The 19,841-nt window shown below is 59.6% G+C and carries 17 protein-coding genes and 1 tRNA gene; 8 read left to right on the top strand and 10 right to left on the bottom strand.

Going from position 1 to position 19,841, the window contains the following annotated elements; translation table 11 throughout:
- Nucleotides 1–96 precede the first annotated feature (96 nt).
- A complete protein-coding gene (locus tag E5K02_RS09275) occupies nucleotides 97–735 on the bottom strand; it encodes a class I SAM-dependent methyltransferase (RefSeq protein WP_135394259.1) in 639 nt (212 codons plus the stop codon).
- 121 nt (nucleotides 736–856) lie between these two features.
- Here E5K02_RS09275 and E5K02_RS09270 point away from each other — a divergent pair, with 121 nt between their 5' ends.
- From E5K02_RS09270 to E5K02_RS09260, 3 genes are all read left to right on the top strand, one after another.
- The gene (locus E5K02_RS09270) at nucleotides 857–1,576 is read left to right on the top strand and encodes a phosphatase PAP2 family protein (protein ID WP_135394257.1); all 720 of its coding nucleotides are present in this window, start codon (nucleotides 857–859) and stop codon (nucleotides 1,574–1,576) included.
- Nucleotides 1,577–1,699: 123 nt separating this feature from the next.
- A tRNA-Leu gene (locus E5K02_RS09265) sits at nucleotides 1,700–1,784 on the top strand.
- A gap of 454 nt (nucleotides 1,785–2,238) precedes the next feature.
- Entirely contained in the window at nucleotides 2,239–2,907 is a 669-nt protein-coding gene (locus E5K02_RS09260) for a phosphatase PAP2 family protein (protein ID WP_135394255.1), read from the top strand.
- Nucleotides 2,908–3,156: 249 nt separating this feature from the next.
- Here the strand turns inward: E5K02_RS09260 and E5K02_RS09255 are convergent, their stop codons facing one another.
- From E5K02_RS09255 to E5K02_RS09225, 7 genes are all read right to left on the bottom strand, one after another.
- The gene (locus E5K02_RS09255) at nucleotides 3,157–5,490 is read right to left on the bottom strand and encodes a GAF domain-containing protein (RefSeq protein ID WP_135394253.1); all 2,334 of its coding nucleotides are present in this window, start codon (nucleotides 5,488–5,490) and stop codon (nucleotides 3,157–3,159) included.
- A gap of 118 nt (nucleotides 5,491–5,608) precedes the next feature.
- Nucleotides 5,609–6,196, bottom strand: coding sequence for a hypothetical protein (locus E5K02_RS09250; protein ID WP_135394251.1), 588 nt, complete (start codon nucleotides 6,194–6,196; stop codon nucleotides 5,609–5,611).
- Between the two features lie 128 nt (nucleotides 6,197–6,324).
- Nucleotides 6,325–7,197, bottom strand: coding sequence for a T9SS type A sorting domain-containing protein (locus E5K02_RS09245; protein WP_135394249.1), 873 nt, complete (start codon nucleotides 7,195–7,197; stop codon nucleotides 6,325–6,327).
- A gap of 140 nt (nucleotides 7,198–7,337) precedes the next feature.
- Nucleotides 7,338–8,897 (bottom strand): M16 family metallopeptidase, encoded by a 1,560-nt coding sequence (locus E5K02_RS09240; protein WP_135394247.1) that lies wholly within the window; start codon nucleotides 8,895–8,897, stop codon nucleotides 7,338–7,340.
- A gap of 119 nt (nucleotides 8,898–9,016) precedes the next feature.
- The gene (locus E5K02_RS09235; RefSeq protein ID WP_135394245.1) at nucleotides 9,017–10,396 is read right to left on the bottom strand and encodes a M16 family metallopeptidase; all 1,380 of its coding nucleotides are present in this window, start codon (nucleotides 10,394–10,396) and stop codon (nucleotides 9,017–9,019) included.
- Between the two features lie 213 nt (nucleotides 10,397–10,609).
- Nucleotides 10,610–11,296, bottom strand: a complete 687-nt coding sequence (locus tag E5K02_RS09230; protein WP_135394243.1) for a hypothetical protein — start codon at nucleotides 11,294–11,296, stop codon at nucleotides 10,610–10,612.
- A 184-nt stretch (nucleotides 11,297–11,480) separates the two neighbouring features.
- Nucleotides 11,481–12,917, bottom strand: a complete 1,437-nt coding sequence (locus tag E5K02_RS09225) for a dicarboxylate/amino acid:cation symporter (protein WP_135394241.1) — start codon at nucleotides 12,915–12,917, stop codon at nucleotides 11,481–11,483.
- A gap of 134 nt (nucleotides 12,918–13,051) precedes the next feature.
- On the opposite strand from E5K02_RS09225, the gene E5K02_RS09220 reads away from it, so the two are divergent.
- On the top strand, nucleotides 13,052–14,101 hold the full coding sequence (locus E5K02_RS09220; RefSeq protein ID WP_135394239.1) for a dipeptide epimerase: 1,050 nt from the start codon (nucleotides 13,052–13,054) through the stop codon (nucleotides 14,099–14,101).
- Between the two features lie 24 nt (nucleotides 14,102–14,125).
- On the opposite strand, the gene E5K02_RS09215 is transcribed toward E5K02_RS09220, so the two are convergent.
- A complete protein-coding gene (locus E5K02_RS09215) occupies nucleotides 14,126–14,707 on the bottom strand; it encodes a DUF6799 domain-containing protein (protein WP_135394237.1) in 582 nt (193 codons plus the stop codon).
- Between the two features lie 169 nt (nucleotides 14,708–14,876).
- Between E5K02_RS09215 and E5K02_RS09210 the strand changes: the two genes are divergently transcribed.
- The gene (locus E5K02_RS09210; RefSeq protein ID WP_135394235.1) at nucleotides 14,877–15,323 is read left to right on the top strand and encodes a MarR family winged helix-turn-helix transcriptional regulator; all 447 of its coding nucleotides are present in this window, start codon (nucleotides 14,877–14,879) and stop codon (nucleotides 15,321–15,323) included.
- Between the two features lie 46 nt (nucleotides 15,324–15,369).
- On the top strand, nucleotides 15,370–16,014 hold the full coding sequence (locus E5K02_RS09205; protein WP_135394233.1) for a YceI family protein: 645 nt from the start codon (nucleotides 15,370–15,372) through the stop codon (nucleotides 16,012–16,014).
- 111 nt (nucleotides 16,015–16,125) lie between these two features.
- On the opposite strand, the gene E5K02_RS09200 is transcribed toward E5K02_RS09205, so the two are convergent.
- Entirely contained in the window at nucleotides 16,126–16,683 is a 558-nt protein-coding gene (locus E5K02_RS09200) for a hypothetical protein (protein WP_135394231.1), read from the bottom strand.
- 132 nt (nucleotides 16,684–16,815) lie between these two features.
- Here E5K02_RS09200 and E5K02_RS09195 point away from each other — a divergent pair, with 132 nt between their 5' ends.
- Nucleotides 16,816–17,211, top strand: a complete 396-nt coding sequence (locus tag E5K02_RS09195; protein WP_135394229.1) for a hypothetical protein — start codon at nucleotides 16,816–16,818, stop codon at nucleotides 17,209–17,211.
- A gap of 77 nt (nucleotides 17,212–17,288) precedes the next feature.
- Nucleotides 17,289–19,814, top strand: coding sequence for a DUF4132 domain-containing protein (locus tag E5K02_RS09190; protein WP_135394227.1), 2,526 nt, complete (start codon nucleotides 17,289–17,291; stop codon nucleotides 19,812–19,814).
- The last annotated feature ends 27 nt before the right edge of the window (nucleotides 19,815–19,841 follow it).

Here is a 19,841-nt window from a genome sequence, read left to right as displayed (position 1 = left end):
TAAGGAAGAGGAGGAACAAGGATGAATGCCTAAAAATAGGAGGCTGCTCCACTACTTCACTGCCGGGGCCGGGGTTTTCTGCGTTGGCCGGCCTATTTAAGCAAAGACCGCCGCCTCGACCATGCCGCGGAAAAACAGTTCCTGCCGGTGCTGCGTCAAGCCCGCGGCGGCCAGGGCCCGGTGCAAATCGGGCATGGTGCGCCCACTGATGCCAGTCGTGAGCCGGAAAAAGCGGTACATCACTAGCAGCAGGGTGCGTTGCCAGAGGGAGCGGACGGGCCGAAAATCAGCCAGGAGCCAAGGCGCGCCGGGCCGTCGGGCGTGGTTGAGTCGTTCGACAATAACCTGCAGCCGCCTCGGCTCAAACAGATCCAGGAAAAAGAAAGTAACGACGGCGTCAAACGATTCGGTGGGCCGCAGGGCTTGTTCGGTCCCCAGCCGGAATTCAACCTGCCCACTGTGCGAAGCAGCCCGTTGTTGCAGCGTTTCGCGCGACTTAGCCAGCATCACGGCCGAGGCTTCGAGGTAAAGCACCCGGGCTTCGGGCCGGCGCAGCAGCACTTCGCCCAATACCCAGCCCGTACCGCCCCCGATGATGAGCACCCGCGGGGAGCCCGGGGGGAGGCTGGCCAGAGCGGCTTGTTGCGCCAGGCGCAGGGCATTGCCAAACACCAGCCGTGCGAGGGGGTCGTAAAAGGCAGCTACCCGGTCGAAGCCGGCGTCGGCACTGGACATACCTAAAGTGTAGCAAAAAGCCGGGAGAAAAGCAACTCGGCAAGCCTGCACTGGTGGTGAAGCCGAGACCAGAACGGTCCGGTAGCCGTATGCAGCAAAATGTACCAGCTGCTGCTTAGCAATGACGAATTACTTGCGCCGTATCCTGGCCGGCTTCATGCTCTTTACGGCGGAATTAACCCTGACGCTGGTTATCGGTGTGCTGGGCGTGGTGGGGTTTCTGGCCCTGGGCCGGGAAGTGCTCGACCAGGACGCGGCCGTGTTCGATGCCCGGGCGTTTCACTGGGCCCGCCACCTGCTGGGAGCCAATGAAAGTGGTTGGGTCGAAAAAGTGACGTTTCTGGCCTCGCGCAACTTTATTTCAACCGTGGCCCTGCTGCTGATCGGCTACTTTCTCTTTGTCCGGCGCCACCGGTGGTACACGCTGCTGGTGCCTGTGGTGGCTTTGGGCAGCATCACATTGAACCTAGTGTTGAAAAACACTTACCAACGACCCCGGCCCCTACTGCCGCTGGTCTCGGCCTCGGGCTTGAGCTTTCCCAGTGGGCACGCCATGATTAGCGCCTCTTTCTACGGCCTGCTGATCTACCTGGTCCTAACCCATGTGCGCCAGCATAAAGCCCTGCGGCTGGCGCTGGTGGCCGGGCTAGTGGGTCTGATTCTGCTCATCGGGCTGACGCGGGTGTACCTGCGCGTGCACTATGCCTCCGATGTGCTGGCCGGCTTCACGGCCGGGCTGGTGTGGCTGCTGATTGCAATTCCGCTGCTCAAACAAATCGAAAAATCGGTGAAAAAACGATATAAATACGCGCCGCAATTGGCTGAAAAACAGCCTGAATAGCGTTCTGGCGAAGTTTTTTCTGAAAAATTTTAGCGGAAAGCTTGATTAACTACTTCGCAGCCGCGTATCTTTGCATCGTTGAAAGACACTCCAACAGGGAAAACAGTCAATCAACGCTTAGTTGCGCTTGTGGCGAAATTGGTAGACGCGCTGTCTTCAGGCGGCAGTTCCGCAAGGTGTGAGAGTTCGAGTCTCTCCGAGCGCACCACGAAAAGCCGGTCCGAAAGGGCCGGCTTTTTTGTTGTTCCTACTTTCCCTTGCAGCCCCTACCTCTTACGGCTGCTGAGCCTGGCGGATGGAAGGAAAAGCAGGGGTGCTACACTCCGCGGTCATGCTGCTGGGCTCCCGCCGCCGAAGCCCCGCTGGAAGCGCTTTCTGGGGGCGGCACCTAATCCCGGACTGTTGCTAAGAGCCAGCACCCGATATATTGAGCTAGGTAGGTCTGCCCGGTAGCAGCACGGTCGTTGGGCAACAGGCTATGCCTAATTTGCAGAGGTAGGAGCTTGCTTGGGGTGTCAGGTTCAGATTGTAGTCGCCGCTGAGGTGTATGCTCAGGTGCAAAGGCTGTGCGCAAGCGAAACACGTAGGGTAGTCGGAAAGTGGGTCTTACCTTGCATAGCGCCAAGCATAGTAGTCGCTGTATTTGGCTTTTTCCTGGCTCTATGAAAAGTCTTTTAACGCGTTTGCTCACTTTGCTGGCCTTTCTGGCGGTGGAAGTGGGCGCACTGCTGCTCGTTTTTCTGAGTTCCCTGGCGGTCTTTTTCTACCTTACGCGGGTCGTGTTCAGCCAGCATTCCCAGGACCTCGACCAGTGGGGATTTGCGCAGCTGGATGCGCTACGAGCCGCGCACCCCGGCCTGACGCCCTGGGTGCTAGGCATTACCTTTTTTGCCTCGGCACCGTTTCTGGTCGGGGCGGGTTTGCTGCTACCCGGGGTATTGGTGTGGCTTAAGAAGAAGCGAGAGGCTTTGGAGGTATTCTGGGCCGTCACGGGTGCGGCCATCCTAAACCAGCTTTTCAAAACCCATTTTCACCGCCTGCGTCCCACCACCGCCTTGGTGCCGCAGTTGGGCCTGAGTTTTCCCAGCGGCCACGCCATGATTGGCATGGCCCTCTACGGCTGCCTGGCCTGGCTGCTCTGGCGTCACGGGCGCCACCCGCTACTGGCCGCTGCTCTGCTTCTGTGGGCGGTGCTCATCGGCCTGACCCGTATCTACCTGCACGTGCACTACACGACCGATGTACTGGCTGGCTTTGCCGCCGGGCTGGGCTGGCTGGTACTCCTGCGCTCGGGCTTACAGCTCTGGTGGCGTGAAAAGGCGAAGGTGTAGTAATACTGTGGGTAGGTGCTACTGTGGGTAAGGGACTAAGTACTCGTGTCCTTGCGAGGACGCCGGCCGAAGCCATCCGTCCGCTGAAATGGGCGGAGCCTTCTAAAGTGAAAAGCCCTCAATCGTTGGTACGGTTGAGGGCTTTCTGGTATAAGAGCGTTTGTCACTTCGCAGAGGACGGATGGCTTCGGCCTCTGGCCTTGCGAGGACACAAGTTCTGCCTTAGCACATTCAACGCACATCGGCCCATTACAGCTTTACCTTTACGCGCAGCGCCAGCAGGCCTTTTACACCCTGTAGTTCTTCTAATTCCAAGTCTTCGACTTCGGGTTCAAGCAGGCCGCGGTCCTGCAGGTAGTCGATGTATTCCATGTACTCGGTCGCCTCGCGCACTTGGGCGTACACCAGGGCAATGTAGCCGGGCTGCGTCAGCCGCTCGCCAGTGCCCAGCACGGTGGCTTTATCTACCCGCTTTTTAATGATTTCGTAGCGGATGTTGTAGGCGCCGTCCACGTCGAACTGCCGTTCGTCCTGGCGGAAGCGGATGCTCAGGGACTGCCCATGAATCAGAATCAGCTGGGTGGTTTCCAGGGGCACGGCCAGCTTGGGCTTGAGGGCCGCCGTGCGACGCGTAATTTCCACGGTCACCAGCAACTGCCACAGGCGCAGGTTCTTCAGGAATACCAAGTCAAACGGCTTGTTCTCGACCAAGGACGCGCCCACGTAGATGTTGTGCTCCACGCCATCGGTTTTGAACCGCTGAAAGTAGTGCGGAAACATCTGCTGCGCCTTGGCCTCCTCCTCGTCGAGGTAGTCGCTGACGGTGTCGTTGAGCAGGGTCACGCTCTGTTCAAAGGCTTTGCGGCGCTTGTAGAGAATGCCCAGCTCGGGGTCCATGTTGTTCCAGTAATGGGCAATAACCGGCCGCAGCTCGGGCGTATTGTTGGCCAGATACTCAAACAAGGGCTCCACTTCCGTCTTCAGTGACTCGAAGATGCTGACCTCGTCGCCCGTAAGAATACCCTGGCGCAGACGGCGCAGGTTCTTATTGACGTAAAACTTGAGCTCGTCGAGGATGGGCAGCTGCTGGAAGTCGGAGGCCTTTTTGAGCACTTTGTTGGCCAGGGTCAGGTGCTCAATCAAGTCGCCCTGAATGGCTTCGTTGCGGGCGGTGCTGCTGCCCCGAATGTCGCTGGCGCCGTGCAGGGGGTACACTTCGTGGAAGACAATATCCTCCATTTCGGCGCCCTTGTTGCCGTCCTCAAGCTTGTTGAGCAGGTTCAGGGCCGCGTCGGTGAAGCGCCACTCCATGGTGGGGTGAATGGCGGTGAACTTCTCCTTGATAATGGCCTGCACCCGGGTCTGGATTTCCTCGGAATTGCGCTTCACGGCCACGGCAAACAGGGGCACAAACTGCAGCACTTTCTCGATGGAGAATTCGTCCAGGTCGCCGATGTTGGGCGAACCCAGCTCCAGCAAGCCCACAGTGTCGTCGCCGTAGGGCAGTAGGGCCAGAATCGTGCTTTTGATGCCGATGCCCAGGATTTGCTGGCGCAGGTCTTCGGGAATATCGGCCTGCTCCACGTTTTGCAGCACCAGGGGCTGCCGGTCCTGCAGCAGCTGATTGTAGATGCGGCGGAAGCCTGAGCCGGCATCCTGGTTGTTGAGTTGCTTGGTTAGAAAGCTGTGGTTGATTTTGCGGCCGAAATCCACAAAGGCCTGCTTTTTTTCGTCGTAGGCGGCAATGCCGAGCTGCAGAAACGGCCGGCCGAAGAGTACCCGCAGCTTCTCCTGAATCTGCTCGAGCCGGTCGGAGGCCTGCAGTACGTCGCGCTCCAGCAGGTCGTACTTCAGCTCCGAGAGAATTTCCTGCTCGGTCACGTCGACCAGCTGCAGGATGTTAAAGCCTTCGAGTTCAAATCGTTCGGGCGGCAGCAGCTCGTGCCACAGGTCGGCGCGGTGCAGGTTGTGGCTCAGGTGCTCAATCTGCTCGGGGGTCAGGCTGGGTTTTTCACCCACTACCTTCACATCCACAAAATTGGACGTATAGGCCACCCCATAATGCCGATACGAGCCGATGTTATAGTCGGGTACGGTGAAGGTAATCGTATCCTGCAGGGGCAGGTGCACGCCGTAAATCTTGTCCAGAATGAGCTGGTACACCATGCGCGCCATGTAGATATCCATGGTGCGGGCGTCGAAGTTGAGCGGCTGCTTGATGGTTTTGTTGCTGTTGAGCAGCACTTCCTGAAACCGGGGCGAATGGTAGAAGCTCAGCCGCTGAAAAGGGGCCACGGCTCCGCTGATATCGGTATCGAAGGAAGCCGGCGGAAACACGGCCATCATCAGCGTTTCTACCAGGTCGCAGCTGCAGTCGAGCACCGTGAGGTCGGTAATCGGGCCCCGGCACCAGGGCGCCTCGGCTATCTGCTCGCCAATGGAACGGGCCAACAAGGCCACTCCCAGGTTGGGGTCGGTTTCACGGCCCTTCCAGTAGGAAATAATCGGCTCTAAGCTGAGCGTTGTTTTGAAGGGAAACGCTTGGGAGGCCGCAACGGGGCGGACGGTAGGTTCTCGTAACATAAGTGCCGGTATAACAGCCAGGATTCACTTATTGATTCATCATAAGGTAAGCCCTGAAAACTATTATACGGTAGTGGTCCTCCCGTTAGCTAGCCCAACGCAAGCTCGGCCGGAAATTTTAGCGTTTTAGCACCACCGTCCGCACGGGCTGGCCCGAAAAATCGTACCTCGTTGTTTCGAGCCGCGGGCCGCCCGTGGGGCTGGCAATAGGTTTTATAAGGTCGAAGGTTTTAACGGTATTACGGTAGCAGGTGCAGCAGGCACTGGCTTCGTCGAAAGCGCCCTGCACCGAGATATTAGCCAACACAAACCGATTGGTCTGGGCTTGGGCCTTTTTGGGATTTGCTATCCGAATGGTGTACTGATAGGCATCGAAGCGCCGGCCGCTGCTGGTAAACGGGCTGCTGGGGCTCAGCAGCAGCGAGTCTCGAAGTTGGGCCCGCGTGCGGGTGAGAAGAACGGAGTCGGGGCCCGGTAGCGTCCCGATTTCATTGGTACTGCGTACTGGCTGCCGACGAATGTAGATCCGGCGAAGTTCTTCATACACGAAGCCCGGCCCGGCGTTGGCAGAGTCCGCGAGGCTGAACTTGAGGTATACAGCGTCGTCGGTGTTGTCGCGGCAGTCGCACTCGTTATTAACGCAGCAGGCGGCCACGGTGAGGGCCGCGCCGAGCAGAAGAAACCAGGTGAACAGATTACGTAGCATAGAATGGTAAAGGTAACGCCCCCGAGCCAGCCGCGTGCTACCAGCGGCAAAACGAGCCTGAGTCAGGCAAAAAATAAAAAGCCAGCCCCGGCGCCGGAGCTGGCTTTTTATACGAATAACTCAGGACCTTATTGCTTTACAAAGCGTTTCGTTTCGGTGCCCGAGCGGGTCGTGATTTTGTAGTAGTAAGTTCCGCTGGGCAAATCTGCTAGGTTGGTCGTCAGCGTGTGGGGGCCCTTGTCCTGGGGCTCGTTCTGCAGCACCGGGCGCAGCGTGTTGCCACGGCCATCCAGAATTTCGATGGTAACCGGGCCGGCTTTCTTCACCGAGTACTCCAGTTGGTTGGAGGCCCCGGCCGGGTTGGGGAACACACTTAGGTCACCTTGGCTTGTGGCAGCTGCTTTGGGTTCCGGGGCATTCGGGTCCAGCAGCAGGAACCTGGCCGGCCGGAAGAAGTGACCTAACTCCCCGGCGCCGCGGTGGTGGCCGCCCGCGTGGCGTTTTTCGGCTTGCTCGGGCGTGGCATACTTGGCCGCAATGGCCTTAAGATCGGCCGTCCACTTCTCTTTCTGGGGCTGCATTTCCTGGTTGAGCTGGCGTAGCTGGGCTTCGTACTTTTTGGCCAGCAGGCCCACTTTTACCATGATTTCGCGGCTTTCGGAGTGCAGCTGTTGCAGTTGCTGCTTCTGGGTTTCCGTGGGCTCGGGGCGGCTGGTGGCGCCGGCGGCCGGCTTCAGCGTTTCGCGCAGGACTTTGCCGCGCTGGCGCAGTTGGTTCAGCTGCGTGCGGTAGGTGGCCAGCTGGGCTTGGTCGTCGGCCGAGAGCTGGGCGTCGAACTTCTGGCGCTGCTGCCGCACCACGGGCAGCACGTTGGCCCGGTAGTAGGCTTTGACTTCCTGGCGGCCGGGTTTGTCGTCGCGGCGGCCGTTGGCGAAGGTGCTCGAGCCCGTGAGCAGCACGGCCAGCAGTAGAGTAAGGGGTTTAAGCAGGAATGCTTTCATAAATCAGCTAAGGGTAAGCGTTGGGGCAAGTCTTCAAAGCCATAGATGGAGGAAGAAGAGCAACGTTTAATCGGGTAACGAAAAAAGCCGCTCCAGCGTGTGCTGAAGCGGCTTTGCTAGATCGTGCGGTCGGTTTATGCTTACTTAAAGGTGTCTTTGGTGTCGATGACTTTCACGTCCGTCACGTTCAGTTTGTAGGTGGCTACCTGGGCATCCTCGGCCACTACTTCCTTGGGCAGGCCTTCACTAACCACCTTGGCGTAGCTCATGGGAGAAGGCGTGTTCTGCTTGAGCACGTCGGCCAGGGGCTGGGCCTCGCTGTCATCCGTGACGATGGTCACGTACATGTTCTGGGTCTGCCAGTGCTTTTTAATGGCCTTATTCACGTCGTCCAGCGTGAGCTTGGCCAGCTGCCCGTCCAGCTCCTTGAGGTAGTCCTTGCGGCCGTAGAACTTCGAGTCGAGTAAAAAGCCGAGCTGCTTGGCGGGCGTCGTGCCGTAGAGCTTCACGTAGGAGCGCAGGAAAGTGCGGGTCAGCTCAAAATCCTCCTTGGTCAGGCCGTTTTTGACCAGGTTGTCCATTTCGCGCACGGCCAGGCGCAGGGCAAACGGGGCGTGGCCCACGGTGAGGCCGCCCAGCTCGGCGGGATACTGCTTGCGCAGGCCTTCGGCAATCTGCACCGGGCGCAGCCACAGGCTGGTGTAGTTGGCGTGGCGGGGCACACCGGGCACGGGCAGCATGTTCTGGCCCCCGGCCTCATACCACTCGATGTAGCTGTAGTCGCCGTAGTTCATCGAGCGGGTCGTCCGGATTTTGTCGTAGAGCTTGCCGTAGCTTTTGCGGTGCTCGCCCAGGTAGGAGTTGGCCACCATCAGGGCCGCAAAGTCGTCGTTAGCCCGGGTCACCTGAATGGGGAAGCCCGCGTACACGGCCGAGCCCAGGGCGTCGGTTTTGCTGATGATTTCGACCTGAATGCCCTTGGGAGCCGCCACGGTGGGCACGGCCGGCTTGGCCGTGCTTTTCGGCAGCTTTTCCAGGTCGGCCTTCAGCTTTTTGGCAAAGGCCTCGGAGTAGTTGCCGGCAATGCCGATGGTGAGGTTGTCTTTGCCGTAGGCCGCCGCGTAGTGCTTCTTCACGTCGTCCAGGGTCAGGCTTTTCACCCCGGCAGCGGTGCCGCGGGTCATGTGCTGAAAGCGAGTACCGCGGAAGAGCTGGTCTTCGAGGGCAAACTTGCTGTAGTCTTCATCCGAGGAGGCCCGAATCACCTGCTCCACGTAGTTGAGCTGGTTGGACTTGAGCCGGTCAAAATCCTCCTGGGTGAAGCTGGGAGTCAGCAGCAGGCCCTGCAACACGGGGTAAAACTTGTCGGTAAAGTCCTTGTGAAACTCGAAGGTGAAGGTCGTGACTTCCTTGTCGGTGGTGGCGTAGTAGCGCGTGGCCATCGGGTAGAGGAAGTCCTTGAGTTGGGCCGAAGTCATGGCCTTGGTGCCGCCTTCGGTTACGAGCTGGCTGGTCAGGTAGGTCAGGCCTTCCTTACCGGCGGGGTCGGAGGAGGAGCCGTTGCGAAACTGCAGCTTCACCACCACTTTTGAGGCGTTGGGCTGGCGCAGCTCCACCACGTCGGCGGCTTGCGCGGTTAGGGCGCCGGCCGGCCCGAGTAGGGCAGCAGCCAGCAGCAGGCGGGAAAAAGTATGTTTCATGGAATAAATTTGTTGTTAGTTATTTGTTGTCAGTTGTTAGTTTCTCGGTTGTTGCTTGCAAATCAGCGTTTTATCAGGGTTCTGGCAGCTAATAACGAGCAACTGACAACTAAAAAAGGCTACTGCACGCCGCCCGTGGTGTTGGGCCCAATGGTGCCCACGGTGAGGTGCTCGGGCACGAAGTACTTCTGGGCTGCCGCCTGAATATCGGCCGGCGTTACCTGGTCGTAGAGGGCGTAGAAGCGGTTCAGCGACTGCGCATCGCCGGTCAGCCAGATAAACTGCGAGAGTTCCTGGGCAATCTGGTCGGGCGAGTCGAGGCCCATCAGGAAGTTGTATTTCAGGGCCGACTTGGTATCGGCCAGGCGCTTGGCGTCTACGGGCTTGGTTTTGAGCTCGTCCAGGGCCTTGGTAATCTCGTCTTTCACGTAGGCCATGTCGGCAGGCTTCACCACCGAGGCCCGAATCGAAAGCAGGTACGGGTCGCGGGTGTAGCTGGGGGCGCCGCCCACAAAGCGCACTTTCTGCTCCTTCACCACCAGCTTCTGATAAAGCGGGGAGTTGTCGGAAAACAGCAGGGTAGAGAGAATATCCAGGGCGGGCAGGTCCTTGCTCTTATCCGTGAAGGCTGGGGCGCGGTAGCTCAAGCTCACCAGGGGCGGGAAGTTGGGGTTCTGAATGTGCACGTAGCGCGGGGCCGTCTGCTCGGGCTCCGGAGTAATGGTGGGCTGGTAGGAGCCGCGCTTCCACATGCTGAAGTATTTGTCGGCCAGCTGATTGACCTGCTCAGCTTTCACGTCGCCTACCACCAGCAGGGTGGTGTACTCGGGGCGGTAAAACCGGTCGAAGAACTGCAGGGAATACTGGTACTGGTTGGGCATATCCACCACGTCCTTGAAAAAGCCCATGGTGGTGTGCTCGTAGGTGTGCTTATCGAAGGCGGCGTCGGCTACTTTCTCGTTGAGCTGGGTATAGAGCGAGGCCGAGTTCTTGGTGTACTCGCCCTTCACGGCCCCGGCTTCGGCTTTGAAGTCATGCTCGGGGTATTTGAGGTGCTGAAACCGGTCGGCTTCCACCTCAAACATCTTTTCCAGCATGGTGGCGTTGCCGGTCATGTGGTACACGGTGCGGTCCAGGGAGGTGTTGGCGTTGGCCGAAGCGCCCAGGCTCTTGAGCACTTCATTGTACTGGTCCTTGGAGTACTTGTCGGTGCCGCGGAACATCACGTGCTCGAAGAAGTGGGCAAAACCGGTGTGGCCGGGCTCCACTTCGTCGCGGGAGCCGGCCCGTACCACCAGAAAGAAGGAGGCCAGCCCGGGGGAGTCGAAGGGCACGGTCACCACGTTCAGGCCGTTGGCGAGCTGCTTCTGCTGAATGGGGTAGGGGAAGGCTTGTGCGGGGGCCGCGGCCGGAGCCGTTGTTGCCTTTTTTTGCGCCTGAGCCAAGGGGGCAGCCAGCAAGCCAGCGGCTAGCATCCAGGTCTGGACAAGGTGTTTCATACGAGAGAAAGTAAGTGAACCTGCGCAACCCCTTGCGGGTGCGCGCGACGCGCCAAAGGAACCAATTTACGCCGGAAGGTTGCAGCCCCGCCACCAAAGTAGCATCCGCTTTCAGCTGACTTAGTGGCGGGGCTGGGCAAAAGAAAAGGCGGCCCTTGCAGGCCGCCTTCACGTAAGGTCGCTAATCAGAATACTAGGCAGGGCCCAGGTTGCTTATTTAGTCTTGGTCGAGTCGGCAGCGGGCGGCTCGGGTGCGTTGAGGATGGAGCCCGGCACGTCGCTGATAGTTACAATACCAGCCGTTTTAGCCAGAATCAGCTGCTCGCGCAGGGCCCCGGCGTCGGCCGCCAGCTGGGGCCGGATTACGTTCAGGGCCTGGCGCACGGCCTCCATGTCGGCCAGGCGCGGGGCACCCTTCTGGGAGTAGCCGTGGTAGAAGGCCACCCGAATCTTGGAGTCGCCTTTGCCCTTGTAGGAGGCTATTACGTTGCCTTTCACGTCCACAATCTGCAGCTCGGCCTGGGCATTGGCCCGGAAGTACTCAATCGGAATGCCGAGCATGGCCGGCGTGAGCAGGGTAGCCAGCTGAAAAATGTGCAGGCCGCGGGCCGTGCGCTTGGCCGTGGCCTTGGTAATGTGGAGCCGCACCGTGCCGTAGGTGGTCGTGTCCTTGGCATCCATCAGGTTGCGCTGCAGCTCGACCTGGAAAAGTTTCTGGGCATCGTCGGGCGTGGCGCCGTTGGAGGCGTGCAGGGGCTTGGCATCCACGGCCACTTCCAGCACCGGCAGGCGCGGGTTTAGGGTGGCATCGGGCACCGTAAACAAGGCTTTGTCCAGGGAGCGGCAGCCGGCCGACACTACCAGCAAGCAAAGCAGGAAAATTTGAGCTAAACGCCTCATGCAGATTTAATTAAGAATTGACCAGCAACGTAGGGTGCTGCTTTGAACGCGAATTACGCCAAGACGTTCAGTTTTTTGCTACCCGTATTGAATAGTTGCTACTTTCTGTTTTGTAGGTCCTACAACGCCACTGGCAGGACCTGTAGCCCTGCCAGTGGTGCCCAACTACGCCGGTAGGCCCGCGTTAGTGCGCCTGCTGGGCCAAGCTGCTGTCAGCTTCGGCCAGGTCGTCGATGGGCTCGCCGTGGTAGTTGTCCACAAACTCGCCTTCCCAGCGGGCAATAACGGCCGAGGCCAGGCAGTTGCCGATAACGTTTACGGCGGTGCGAGCCATGTCCATCAGCGCATCAATGCCCAGGATAATAAAGACCGGCCAAGTCGGCAGGTTGAACGAGGCCACCGTGGCCAGCAGAATCACCAGGGAAGCCCGCGGCACCCCGGCTACGCCTTTGCTGGTCAGCATCAGGGTAAAGACCATCACCAGCTGCTGCCCGAAGGTTAGCTCGACGCCCGCGGCCTGGGCCACGAACACCGCGGCCAGCGACAGGTACAGCGTGGTGCCGTCGAGGTTGAAAGAATAGCCCGTCGGCATCACGAAGGCGACCACCCGGCGCGGCACCCCGATGCTTTCCATGGCTTCCATGGCCCGGGGCAGGGCCGCTTCCGACGACGTGGTGGCGAAGGCAATGCTGACCGGCTCGGCAATAGCCTGCACGAAACGCTTCAGCGGGATGCGGGCAATCAGGGCCACGGGCACCAGCACCAGGATAATAAAGGCAATCAGGGCCGCGTACAGCGTCAGCAGCAGCTGCACGGCGTTGACCAGCGGACCGAAGCCCATTTTGCCCACCGTGTAGGCTATGGCGCCACCCACGCCCAGCGGAGCGAAGAACATTACCACGTTGGTAAACTTGAACATCACCTCCGACAAGCTTTCCGACCATTCCACCATCGGGCGGCGGTGCTTTTCCGATACCATGGCCAGACCAATGGCGAAGATGATGGCAAACACTACTACCTGCAGCACCTGACCCTCGGCTATCGACTTGGCAATGTTCTCGGGGAAAATGTGGGTGATAATGTCGGCCGCGCTCTGCTTGGGGGCCGCCGCAATGGTTTCGTTAACGTTGTTGCTGGCCTGGGCCGCCGCCAGCACGGCCGGGTCGAGGCGGCCGGCCTTGGTCAGGTTGATGGCCGCCAGACCAATAAACAGGGCAAAAGTGGTGACGATTTCGAAGTACACCAGGGCCTTAACGCCCATGCGGCCTACTTTCTTCAGGTCGGCGTGGCCGGCAATGCCCACAACCAGGGTTGCAAATACCAGCGGGGCAATAATGGTCTTCACCAGCCGCAGAAACACGTCGGAAAGCACCTTCAGATTCTGGGCGGCCGTCGGGAAGTCGGCGCCGGCCTCAGCCCCGACGAACATGCTCACCACAATCCAGAACGTGAGGGAACGGCGCTGGGCCGCGTAGGCTACCATGGCTACCAGAGCCACCCAGCGGGCGGTCATGGGCACCGCGTCGGGGAGGCCGCCGAGGTTGTAGGCGTGCAAAATGGTCAGGACCAGGGCCACCACAACCAGCAGCAGGACCAGGGAAACGAGGCGGGAAAACTTCATGCAGGGGGAAAATCGAAAAGGAAAGGAGGCGGGAAACGTAGCAAAGATAGGTTTTTGACTTTCGTGGCGAATCGCTCCTTTTCAATCTTGTTTTTCCGTACCTCTGTAGTGTACCCTGCTTAAGCTACTCTACCGTGTCGTTGATCTGGACGTTGGCTGCTCACGAGCTGCCGCTGCGCTATACCTGGAAAATTTCCCGCAATGCCTCCACCACGAAAACCAACCTGCTGCTGCGGGTTGGTGATAGGCCGGCCGGGGGCCTAGTCGGCTGGGGCGAGGCGGCGCCCAACGTGCGCTACGGCGAAACCCCGGAAGGGCTGGCGGCCGAGTTTACGGCCCTGGTCGAGGCGGGCCTGGGGCAGGTTACGCGGCTGCCCGAGCTGGAGGAGTTTCTGGCAACCTACACCCCGGCTCATGCCCTGCGCTTCGCCATTGAGTCGGCCTTTGTGCACCGGGAGGCTGCCCGCGCCGGGCAAACAGTGGCAGCCTGGCTGGGCATAACCCCCCCCCGGGAGCGGGTTGCTACGGCCTTTACCCTGCCCATTATGGAGCCCGGCACTGTCGCCAAGTTTGTGGCCGAGCAGCAGATGAGCCGCTTTGCGCTGCTAAAAGTGAAGGTAAACCAGGACAGCGGCTTCGAGTTACTACAGGCCCTGCTACGGGCGCTGCCGGGCCGCGAGCTTATCATCGACGGCAACGAGGCCTGGACCAATGCCGACGACGTGCTACGGTTTGTGAAGCAGGTGCAGAGCCTGCCCGACCTGCGGGTACGCCTGCTCGAGCAGCCCCTGCCCGCCAACTGTCCCGACGACTACCGCTACCTGCGCAGCCGCACGCCCTGGCCGGTTTTTGCGGATGAGTCGGTAACGGATACGGCCGATTTCGCCGCTATTGCCCAGCAGTTTCACGGCGTGAACATGAAGCTGATGAAAGCCGGCGGCTATCTTAACGGCATTCGCCTGCTGCAGCAAACCCGGGCGCGTGGTCTGCAAACAATGCTGGGCTGCATGGTCGAAACCAGCCTGGGTATCTGGTCGGCACTACAGTTGAGCAGCTTGGCCGACGTGTGCGACCTGGACGGGTTTCTGGTGGTGCGCGACGAGCCTTTCGGCCTGGTGCGGGAAGAGCAGGGCCAGCTGATGGCCTTGCCCGTGTGCTGGGCGACGCTGCGGCCCGTGGTGTGAGCGAGTAGTACCTGGCAGTAGGGCTTACTTCACCTGCCGTAGCTGCTCATCCAGGGCCTTGATCTGTTGGTCGAGCTGACTGGTATCGGCCGGGCGCTGGGTACTGCTACTCAGCAGGCTAATCTTGTCGTTCAGGAGCTGGATCTTTTGGGCCATCAGCGTGATGCGGCTGTTGAGGCTGCTCAGGCGGGTTTCCATGTCGGCCGTAGTTGGGGCCGAGTTCCGGTCGACGTAGGGCTCGAACTGCGCTCCGGCCGGAGCCGTGGTGCCCCGGGCCGCGGCGGCGCTACCGGGAGTGGCAAAGACGATGTCGCCTTTCATCGTCACGTAGTCGCCTTCCTTGAGCGTCGTTTTCTTGCCGCCGGGAAGCTCCACAATACCACTCTTGTAGTTAACTTTCGTGCCATTGGCCAGCACCACATTCTTCGTCAGCGGAGTGGTAGTTGAGCCCTGGCGTAGTACTACTTCGCCTTCCCGCATCAGAAACTGGTCGTTGCTGCCGGCTTCAATAGCCCCGATCGGGCGAGCCGGCTTAGCTTGGGCCAGGGTGCTTAGGGGCGCAGCGACGGTCAGGAACAGGGCGAGGGAGAACAGGTGGCGATTCATGGCGCGGAGTTTGGTTAGAGCTCAAGACTTCTGCGCTTACGGGGTTAAAGCAATTCTGTTTTTTACGCTAACCAAGCTGTGCTTAAAAAAGATTTTTGGGAACTGTGTTGCAACATTAAATGTATGTACATATATTTGCAACGTAATCCAGCCCCGCTGAATGCAGACTATGAGAATTGAAGATGAAATTAAGCAGCCCGTGTTCAAGGATGAGTACCAGAAAGGCCTGATCAATCTGGTCTACACGGCTGGTTGGCTGCAGCAGCAGCAGGCCGCCGCTTTCCGTGAATTCGATATTACGCTGCCCCAGTTCAATATTCTACGCATTCTGCGGGGCCAGCATCCCAAGCCGGCTACCGTGAACCTGCTCATTGAGCGCATGCTCGATAAAACCAGCAACGCCTCCCGCATCGTCGACAAGCTCGAAGCCAAGAGCTTCGTGACGCGCACAGTGTGCCCCAGCAACCGGCGGGCCGTGGACATTCGCATCACCGACAGCGGCCTGGAGTTGCTGCAGCGCATGGATGCCAGTGTGGATCTGCACCACGGCCTGAAAACGCTCACCCTGGAAGAAGCTCAGCAGCTTAATACCATTCTCGATAAAATCCGCGACTGACGTTTTTCAGTCATCCCTCTTGTTTTTCCTTCACTTTCCAATTGTCATGAAAAAGATTGCTCTTTCCGCCCTGTTTATTGCTTCGATCATGGCTGCACCGGCCGTAGCCAAAGATCCTACGGCTCCGAAGGCTGCGACCAGCGCCAAGGCCGGAACAGTTTACAAAGTACAGCCCCAGCTGAGCACCCTGGGTTGGGTTGGTAAGAAAGTTACCGGTCAGCACAACGGCACCATGCAGTTCAAAAGCGGTGAGGTGGAAGTGAAAGGCAACCAAATCGTTGGCGGTACCTTCGTCGTTGACATGAACTCGCTGAAGGTAACCGACATCACCGATGCCGACACCAACGGCAAACTGGTAGGCCACCTGCGCGCCGACGATTTCTTCGGTATTGAGAAGAACCCGACCTCGACCTTCAAAATCACCAAGGTTACCCCTATCAAAGGCGCTGCTGCGGATGCCAACAACGCTACCGTAACCGGCAACCTGACCATCAAGGGCATCACCAAGCCAATTAGCTTCCCCGCTAAAATTGGCGTGAAAAACGGGGTGGCTGCCGCTTCGGGCACCGCTACCATCGACCGTACCCAGTTTGACATCAAATACGGCTCGAAGTCGTTCTTCGAAAGCATTGGCGACAAAGCCATTGACAACGACTTCACGCTGAGCTTCAACGTTATTGCCAAGCAATAGTGTAGGGCTGCCCGGCCCATTCAGGCTCGTGTAGCTACCTAGTAAGTATTTAAAAAAGCCCCGTCATAGCTTTATGACGGGGCTTTTTGGCGTTTGAGGCAGCCGCAAGTCTTAGCTGGGCACAACCAGCTCCCGGGGCAGCTCGAAGCGCAGGTTGCGGCTTTTGCTGCGGCCGTGCAGCTGCTGCAGGAAGTCGTCAAGCTCCGGCTTGTACTCCAGCCACAGGTCCTCGTGTAGGTTGGCCAGAATCAGCTGGGCCGTGCGGGCCGTGAGGCGGGCCGTGCTGACATAGAAGCCGTTGTAGGGCGAGTCGAACTGCCCGGTGTAGTTGTCGAAAATCAGGCGCAGGGCGTACAGGTTCAGGTCGATTTCCAGGCGCTTATCCTTCGTGATGCGGCGGGAACGGGCACTTTCCTTCACTGCTTTGCCCAGGGCCTTGTTCAGGCTGCGGTTGAGCAGCCGGCCCGTGACGGCCACATTGAACAGCTCATGAATCCGGTCGGTGGTTTCCTCATACACCTGTTCCACGGTCACCTCCGGCAGCAGCTCGAAGACCAGGGTTTCGTAGAGCTCCGCGTCGCGGCGCACGGCCCGTAGCAGCAGCTTTTCCTTATCGGCGTCGGGCAGGCGTTTGAGGGCTTTCTTAAATTCGGAGGAGGGAACGGGCATAGCAGGCGGCGCGGCAGTAAGTGAAGCGAAAGTAACGTAGAAACGTCTCAAACGCGTTTTGGGTAGTACTTCAACTATATTTTGCTATATTGCTAACTAAATTAGTATAGTAACTTTTTTAGCAATTGAACCATGGCCGTACTCACCATTCAGGACGAAACCGCCACGGGCAGCATCCTTAACCGCCTGGAGCTGGAAATAGCGCAGGAAATGCTGACCGTCCGGGAGCTGATTGCCCGGCGCGTGGCCCAGGAAGTAGTCGCCTACAACAGCCGGCAGCAGGAAGTTTTTCAGGGCCTGGTGCAGCCCACTGAGTCGGAGCGGGTGCTCAACGGCTTCCGCCTGCTGCGCCGCGCCAAGCCCGTAGACACAGAGGAGCAACTCTACAAGGCCTTGGAAGGCTTTCAGCAGAATAGCTACTTCGTGCTCGTCAACGACCGGCAGGTGGAAAGCCTGGACGAGGAAGTGTGGCTGGGCAGCGGGGCCACGGCCAGCTTTATCAAGCTCACGCCCCTGGTCGGCGGCTGATTTACCATTCTTTAGAGCCTTGCCCGGCCGTGTGCTTACCGCGTGGCCGCTGCCTTCTTCTTCCTTACACTGCCGCAATGACTACTACCCCTGCAACCTATCTAACCAAGTTAAACAGCCGTAGCGCGGAAGCCCTGGAAATGCAGCCCGTACTGCTGGGCCTGCTGACCGAGTTTGCCAGCCAGCCCGGCAGCTATTGGGACCTGAAACTAACCGAGCTGACCACTTACCAGGCTCTGAAAAACCAGGATGCCGCCTACAAAGGCCGCCTCATGCTGGCCACGGCCGAAGCCTTCCCGGGCCTCTCGCACGACAGCAAAGCCCGGCATCTGCTCGACGCCCTACTCCGGGTGCTGCTACGCTCGACGCTGGAGTTGAGCAGCGCGGGGTTCGTGCGGCTGCTGAATGAGTTTGGGCTAGGAACCCAGGCCACGCCCGATACCGTCATTGCGGCCCTCTATAAATATCCGGTGGTGCTGGCATTGGGGCAACTAGAGAAGCAGGCCAAAAAACAGCCTGTTTCCCCCGAGCTAGCCGCTTATCTGCGGCGGCTGCTGGCTACCATAGCAGGCTATACGTCCTACGCTCCCCTGGTCAAGCTACAGGTGAAAATGCAGGAAATACTGGGTCAAAGCGACCAGGACGCCCTGCCGACTGTGGTTTTCTCCGAGGGTGACGCCTTTGGGCAGGCCATGAATGAGTTTGTCGCCGAGCTCGAGCCGGCCACTGCCCGCGCCTGGCTACACCTGCTGCAGCTCTGGCACAAAGCCAGTGGCGCCCAGCCGACGGCTAAGTTTCTCAAGGAAGCCGCTGCCGCCATTGGCGCCGTTGGCGAGCCGGCGGTTGTGGCGCACTACAGCGTCTGGCTCAGCGGCCTGACCCAGCTACCCGTGCAAACCTTTCACCTCGGCGACGACCCGAGCACGTATTCCGACTCGTATCTGCTCACGACCACAGGCATACAGGCGGCTAAGGGGCTGATCTGGACGAGTATTCCGGTGCTGACGCCGGCTATGCAGGCCTCCCTGGCCGAGCTGGCCCTGCGGTGCTACCGCAAAGTGCCGGGCAAAGGTCCGCTGGCCCCGAGCCTGGGCAATGCCTGCGTGCTGGCCTTGGCCCAGAGTGGGTTGCCGGGCGTTTCTCACCTCTCGCGCCTGCGCCAGAAAATCAAGCAAACCAGCACCCAAACCCTGATTGGCAACCACCTCGAAAAAGCGTCGCGCGAACTGGGCGTCAGTCCGGCCGAAATGGAGGATATGGCGGTTTCGGCCGGGGGCCTGGTAGACGGACGGGCCGCGTATTCTTTCGGCGACTACCACGCCGTGCTGCTGCTGACGGATGGCAAAGCGGAAGTGCAATGGTCGAAAGAAGGGAAGCCTTTGAAGTCGGCCCCGACGGCCCTCAAGCAAACCCACGCTGCCGAGCTCAAAGCCCTGAAAGACACCCAGGGTCAGGTGCAGCAAACCCTGACTGCCCAGCGCGAGCGGCTCGACCGGAGCTTTGTGGAAGGACGGCGGCTGCCGCTGGCGTGGTTTCAGCAGTATTACTTCGACCACGGCTTGCTGGGCCACCTTACCCGGCAGCTGATCTGGCGCTTTCACTACCCCGACGGCTCCCACACTGATGTGCTGTGGCTCGACGGGGCCTGGTGCGATGCGCAGGGGCAGGCCGTGCCCGCACCGGCCGCCGAGGCGCACGTACAGCTCTGGCACCCGGTATTGGCGCCGGCCGCCGAGGTGCTGGCCTGGCGCCAGCTGCTGGATGAGCGGCAGCTGCGGCAGCCGCTGAAACAAGCGTATCGGGAGCTGTACCTGCTCACGCCCCCGGAGGAGCGCACCGGTACGTACTCCAACCGCATGGCTGCCCACGTCCTGCGCCAGCACCAGTTCAACTCCCTGGCTAAGTTGCGCGGCTGGCGCTATAGCCTGATGGGGGCCTACGACAAAGGCTACGAAACCGACTCGGCGACGCTGGAGCTGCCCGCCTACGGCCTGGAAGCGCAGTTTTGGGTCAGCGAGGTAAACGCCGACCATGCCTGGAATGACACCGGCATCTGGCACTACGTCAGCACCGACCAGGTGCGCTTCGTCGACGACCACGGGGCCGTGCCGCTGCCGCAGGTACCGCCGCTGGTTTTCTCGGAAGTGATGCGCGACGTGGATTTGTTTGTGGGTGTAGCCAGCGTCGGCAACGACCCGCAGTGGCGCGACAACGGCGGCTTGCCGGCTTACCGCAACTACTGGGAAAGCTACAGCTTCGGGGAGCTGGGGGAGGTGGCCAAAAACCGCAAACTAGCCCTGGAACGGCTGGTGCCCCGCATGAAAATCGGGAAGGTGAGTGAAATCAAGGACCGGTTTCTGGTGGTGCGGGGCAAGCTGCGCACCTATAAGATTCACCTGGGCTCGGGCAATATTCTGATGGAGCCCAACGACCAGTACCTGTGCATCGTGCCCGACCGCTCGGCCAAAAACACGGGTACCGCCGACGTCTTTCTGCCGTTCGAGGGCGACGCCGTGCTGTCCATCATTCTGAGCAAGGCCCTGCTGCTGATGAACGACGACCAGATTACCGACGAAACCATCAACCGGCAGATCAGGCGTTGAGGCACTTCGCTAAAGGCGGAAAAGCCC

The sequence above is a fragment of the Hymenobacter metallicola genome (assembly GCF_004745645.1).
Classification (GTDB): domain Bacteria; phylum Bacteroidota; class Bacteroidia; order Cytophagales; family Hymenobacteraceae; genus Hymenobacter; species Hymenobacter metallicola.
Note: the sequence above shows the minus strand (reverse complement) of the source record. Positions and strands in the feature narration are given on the sequence as shown.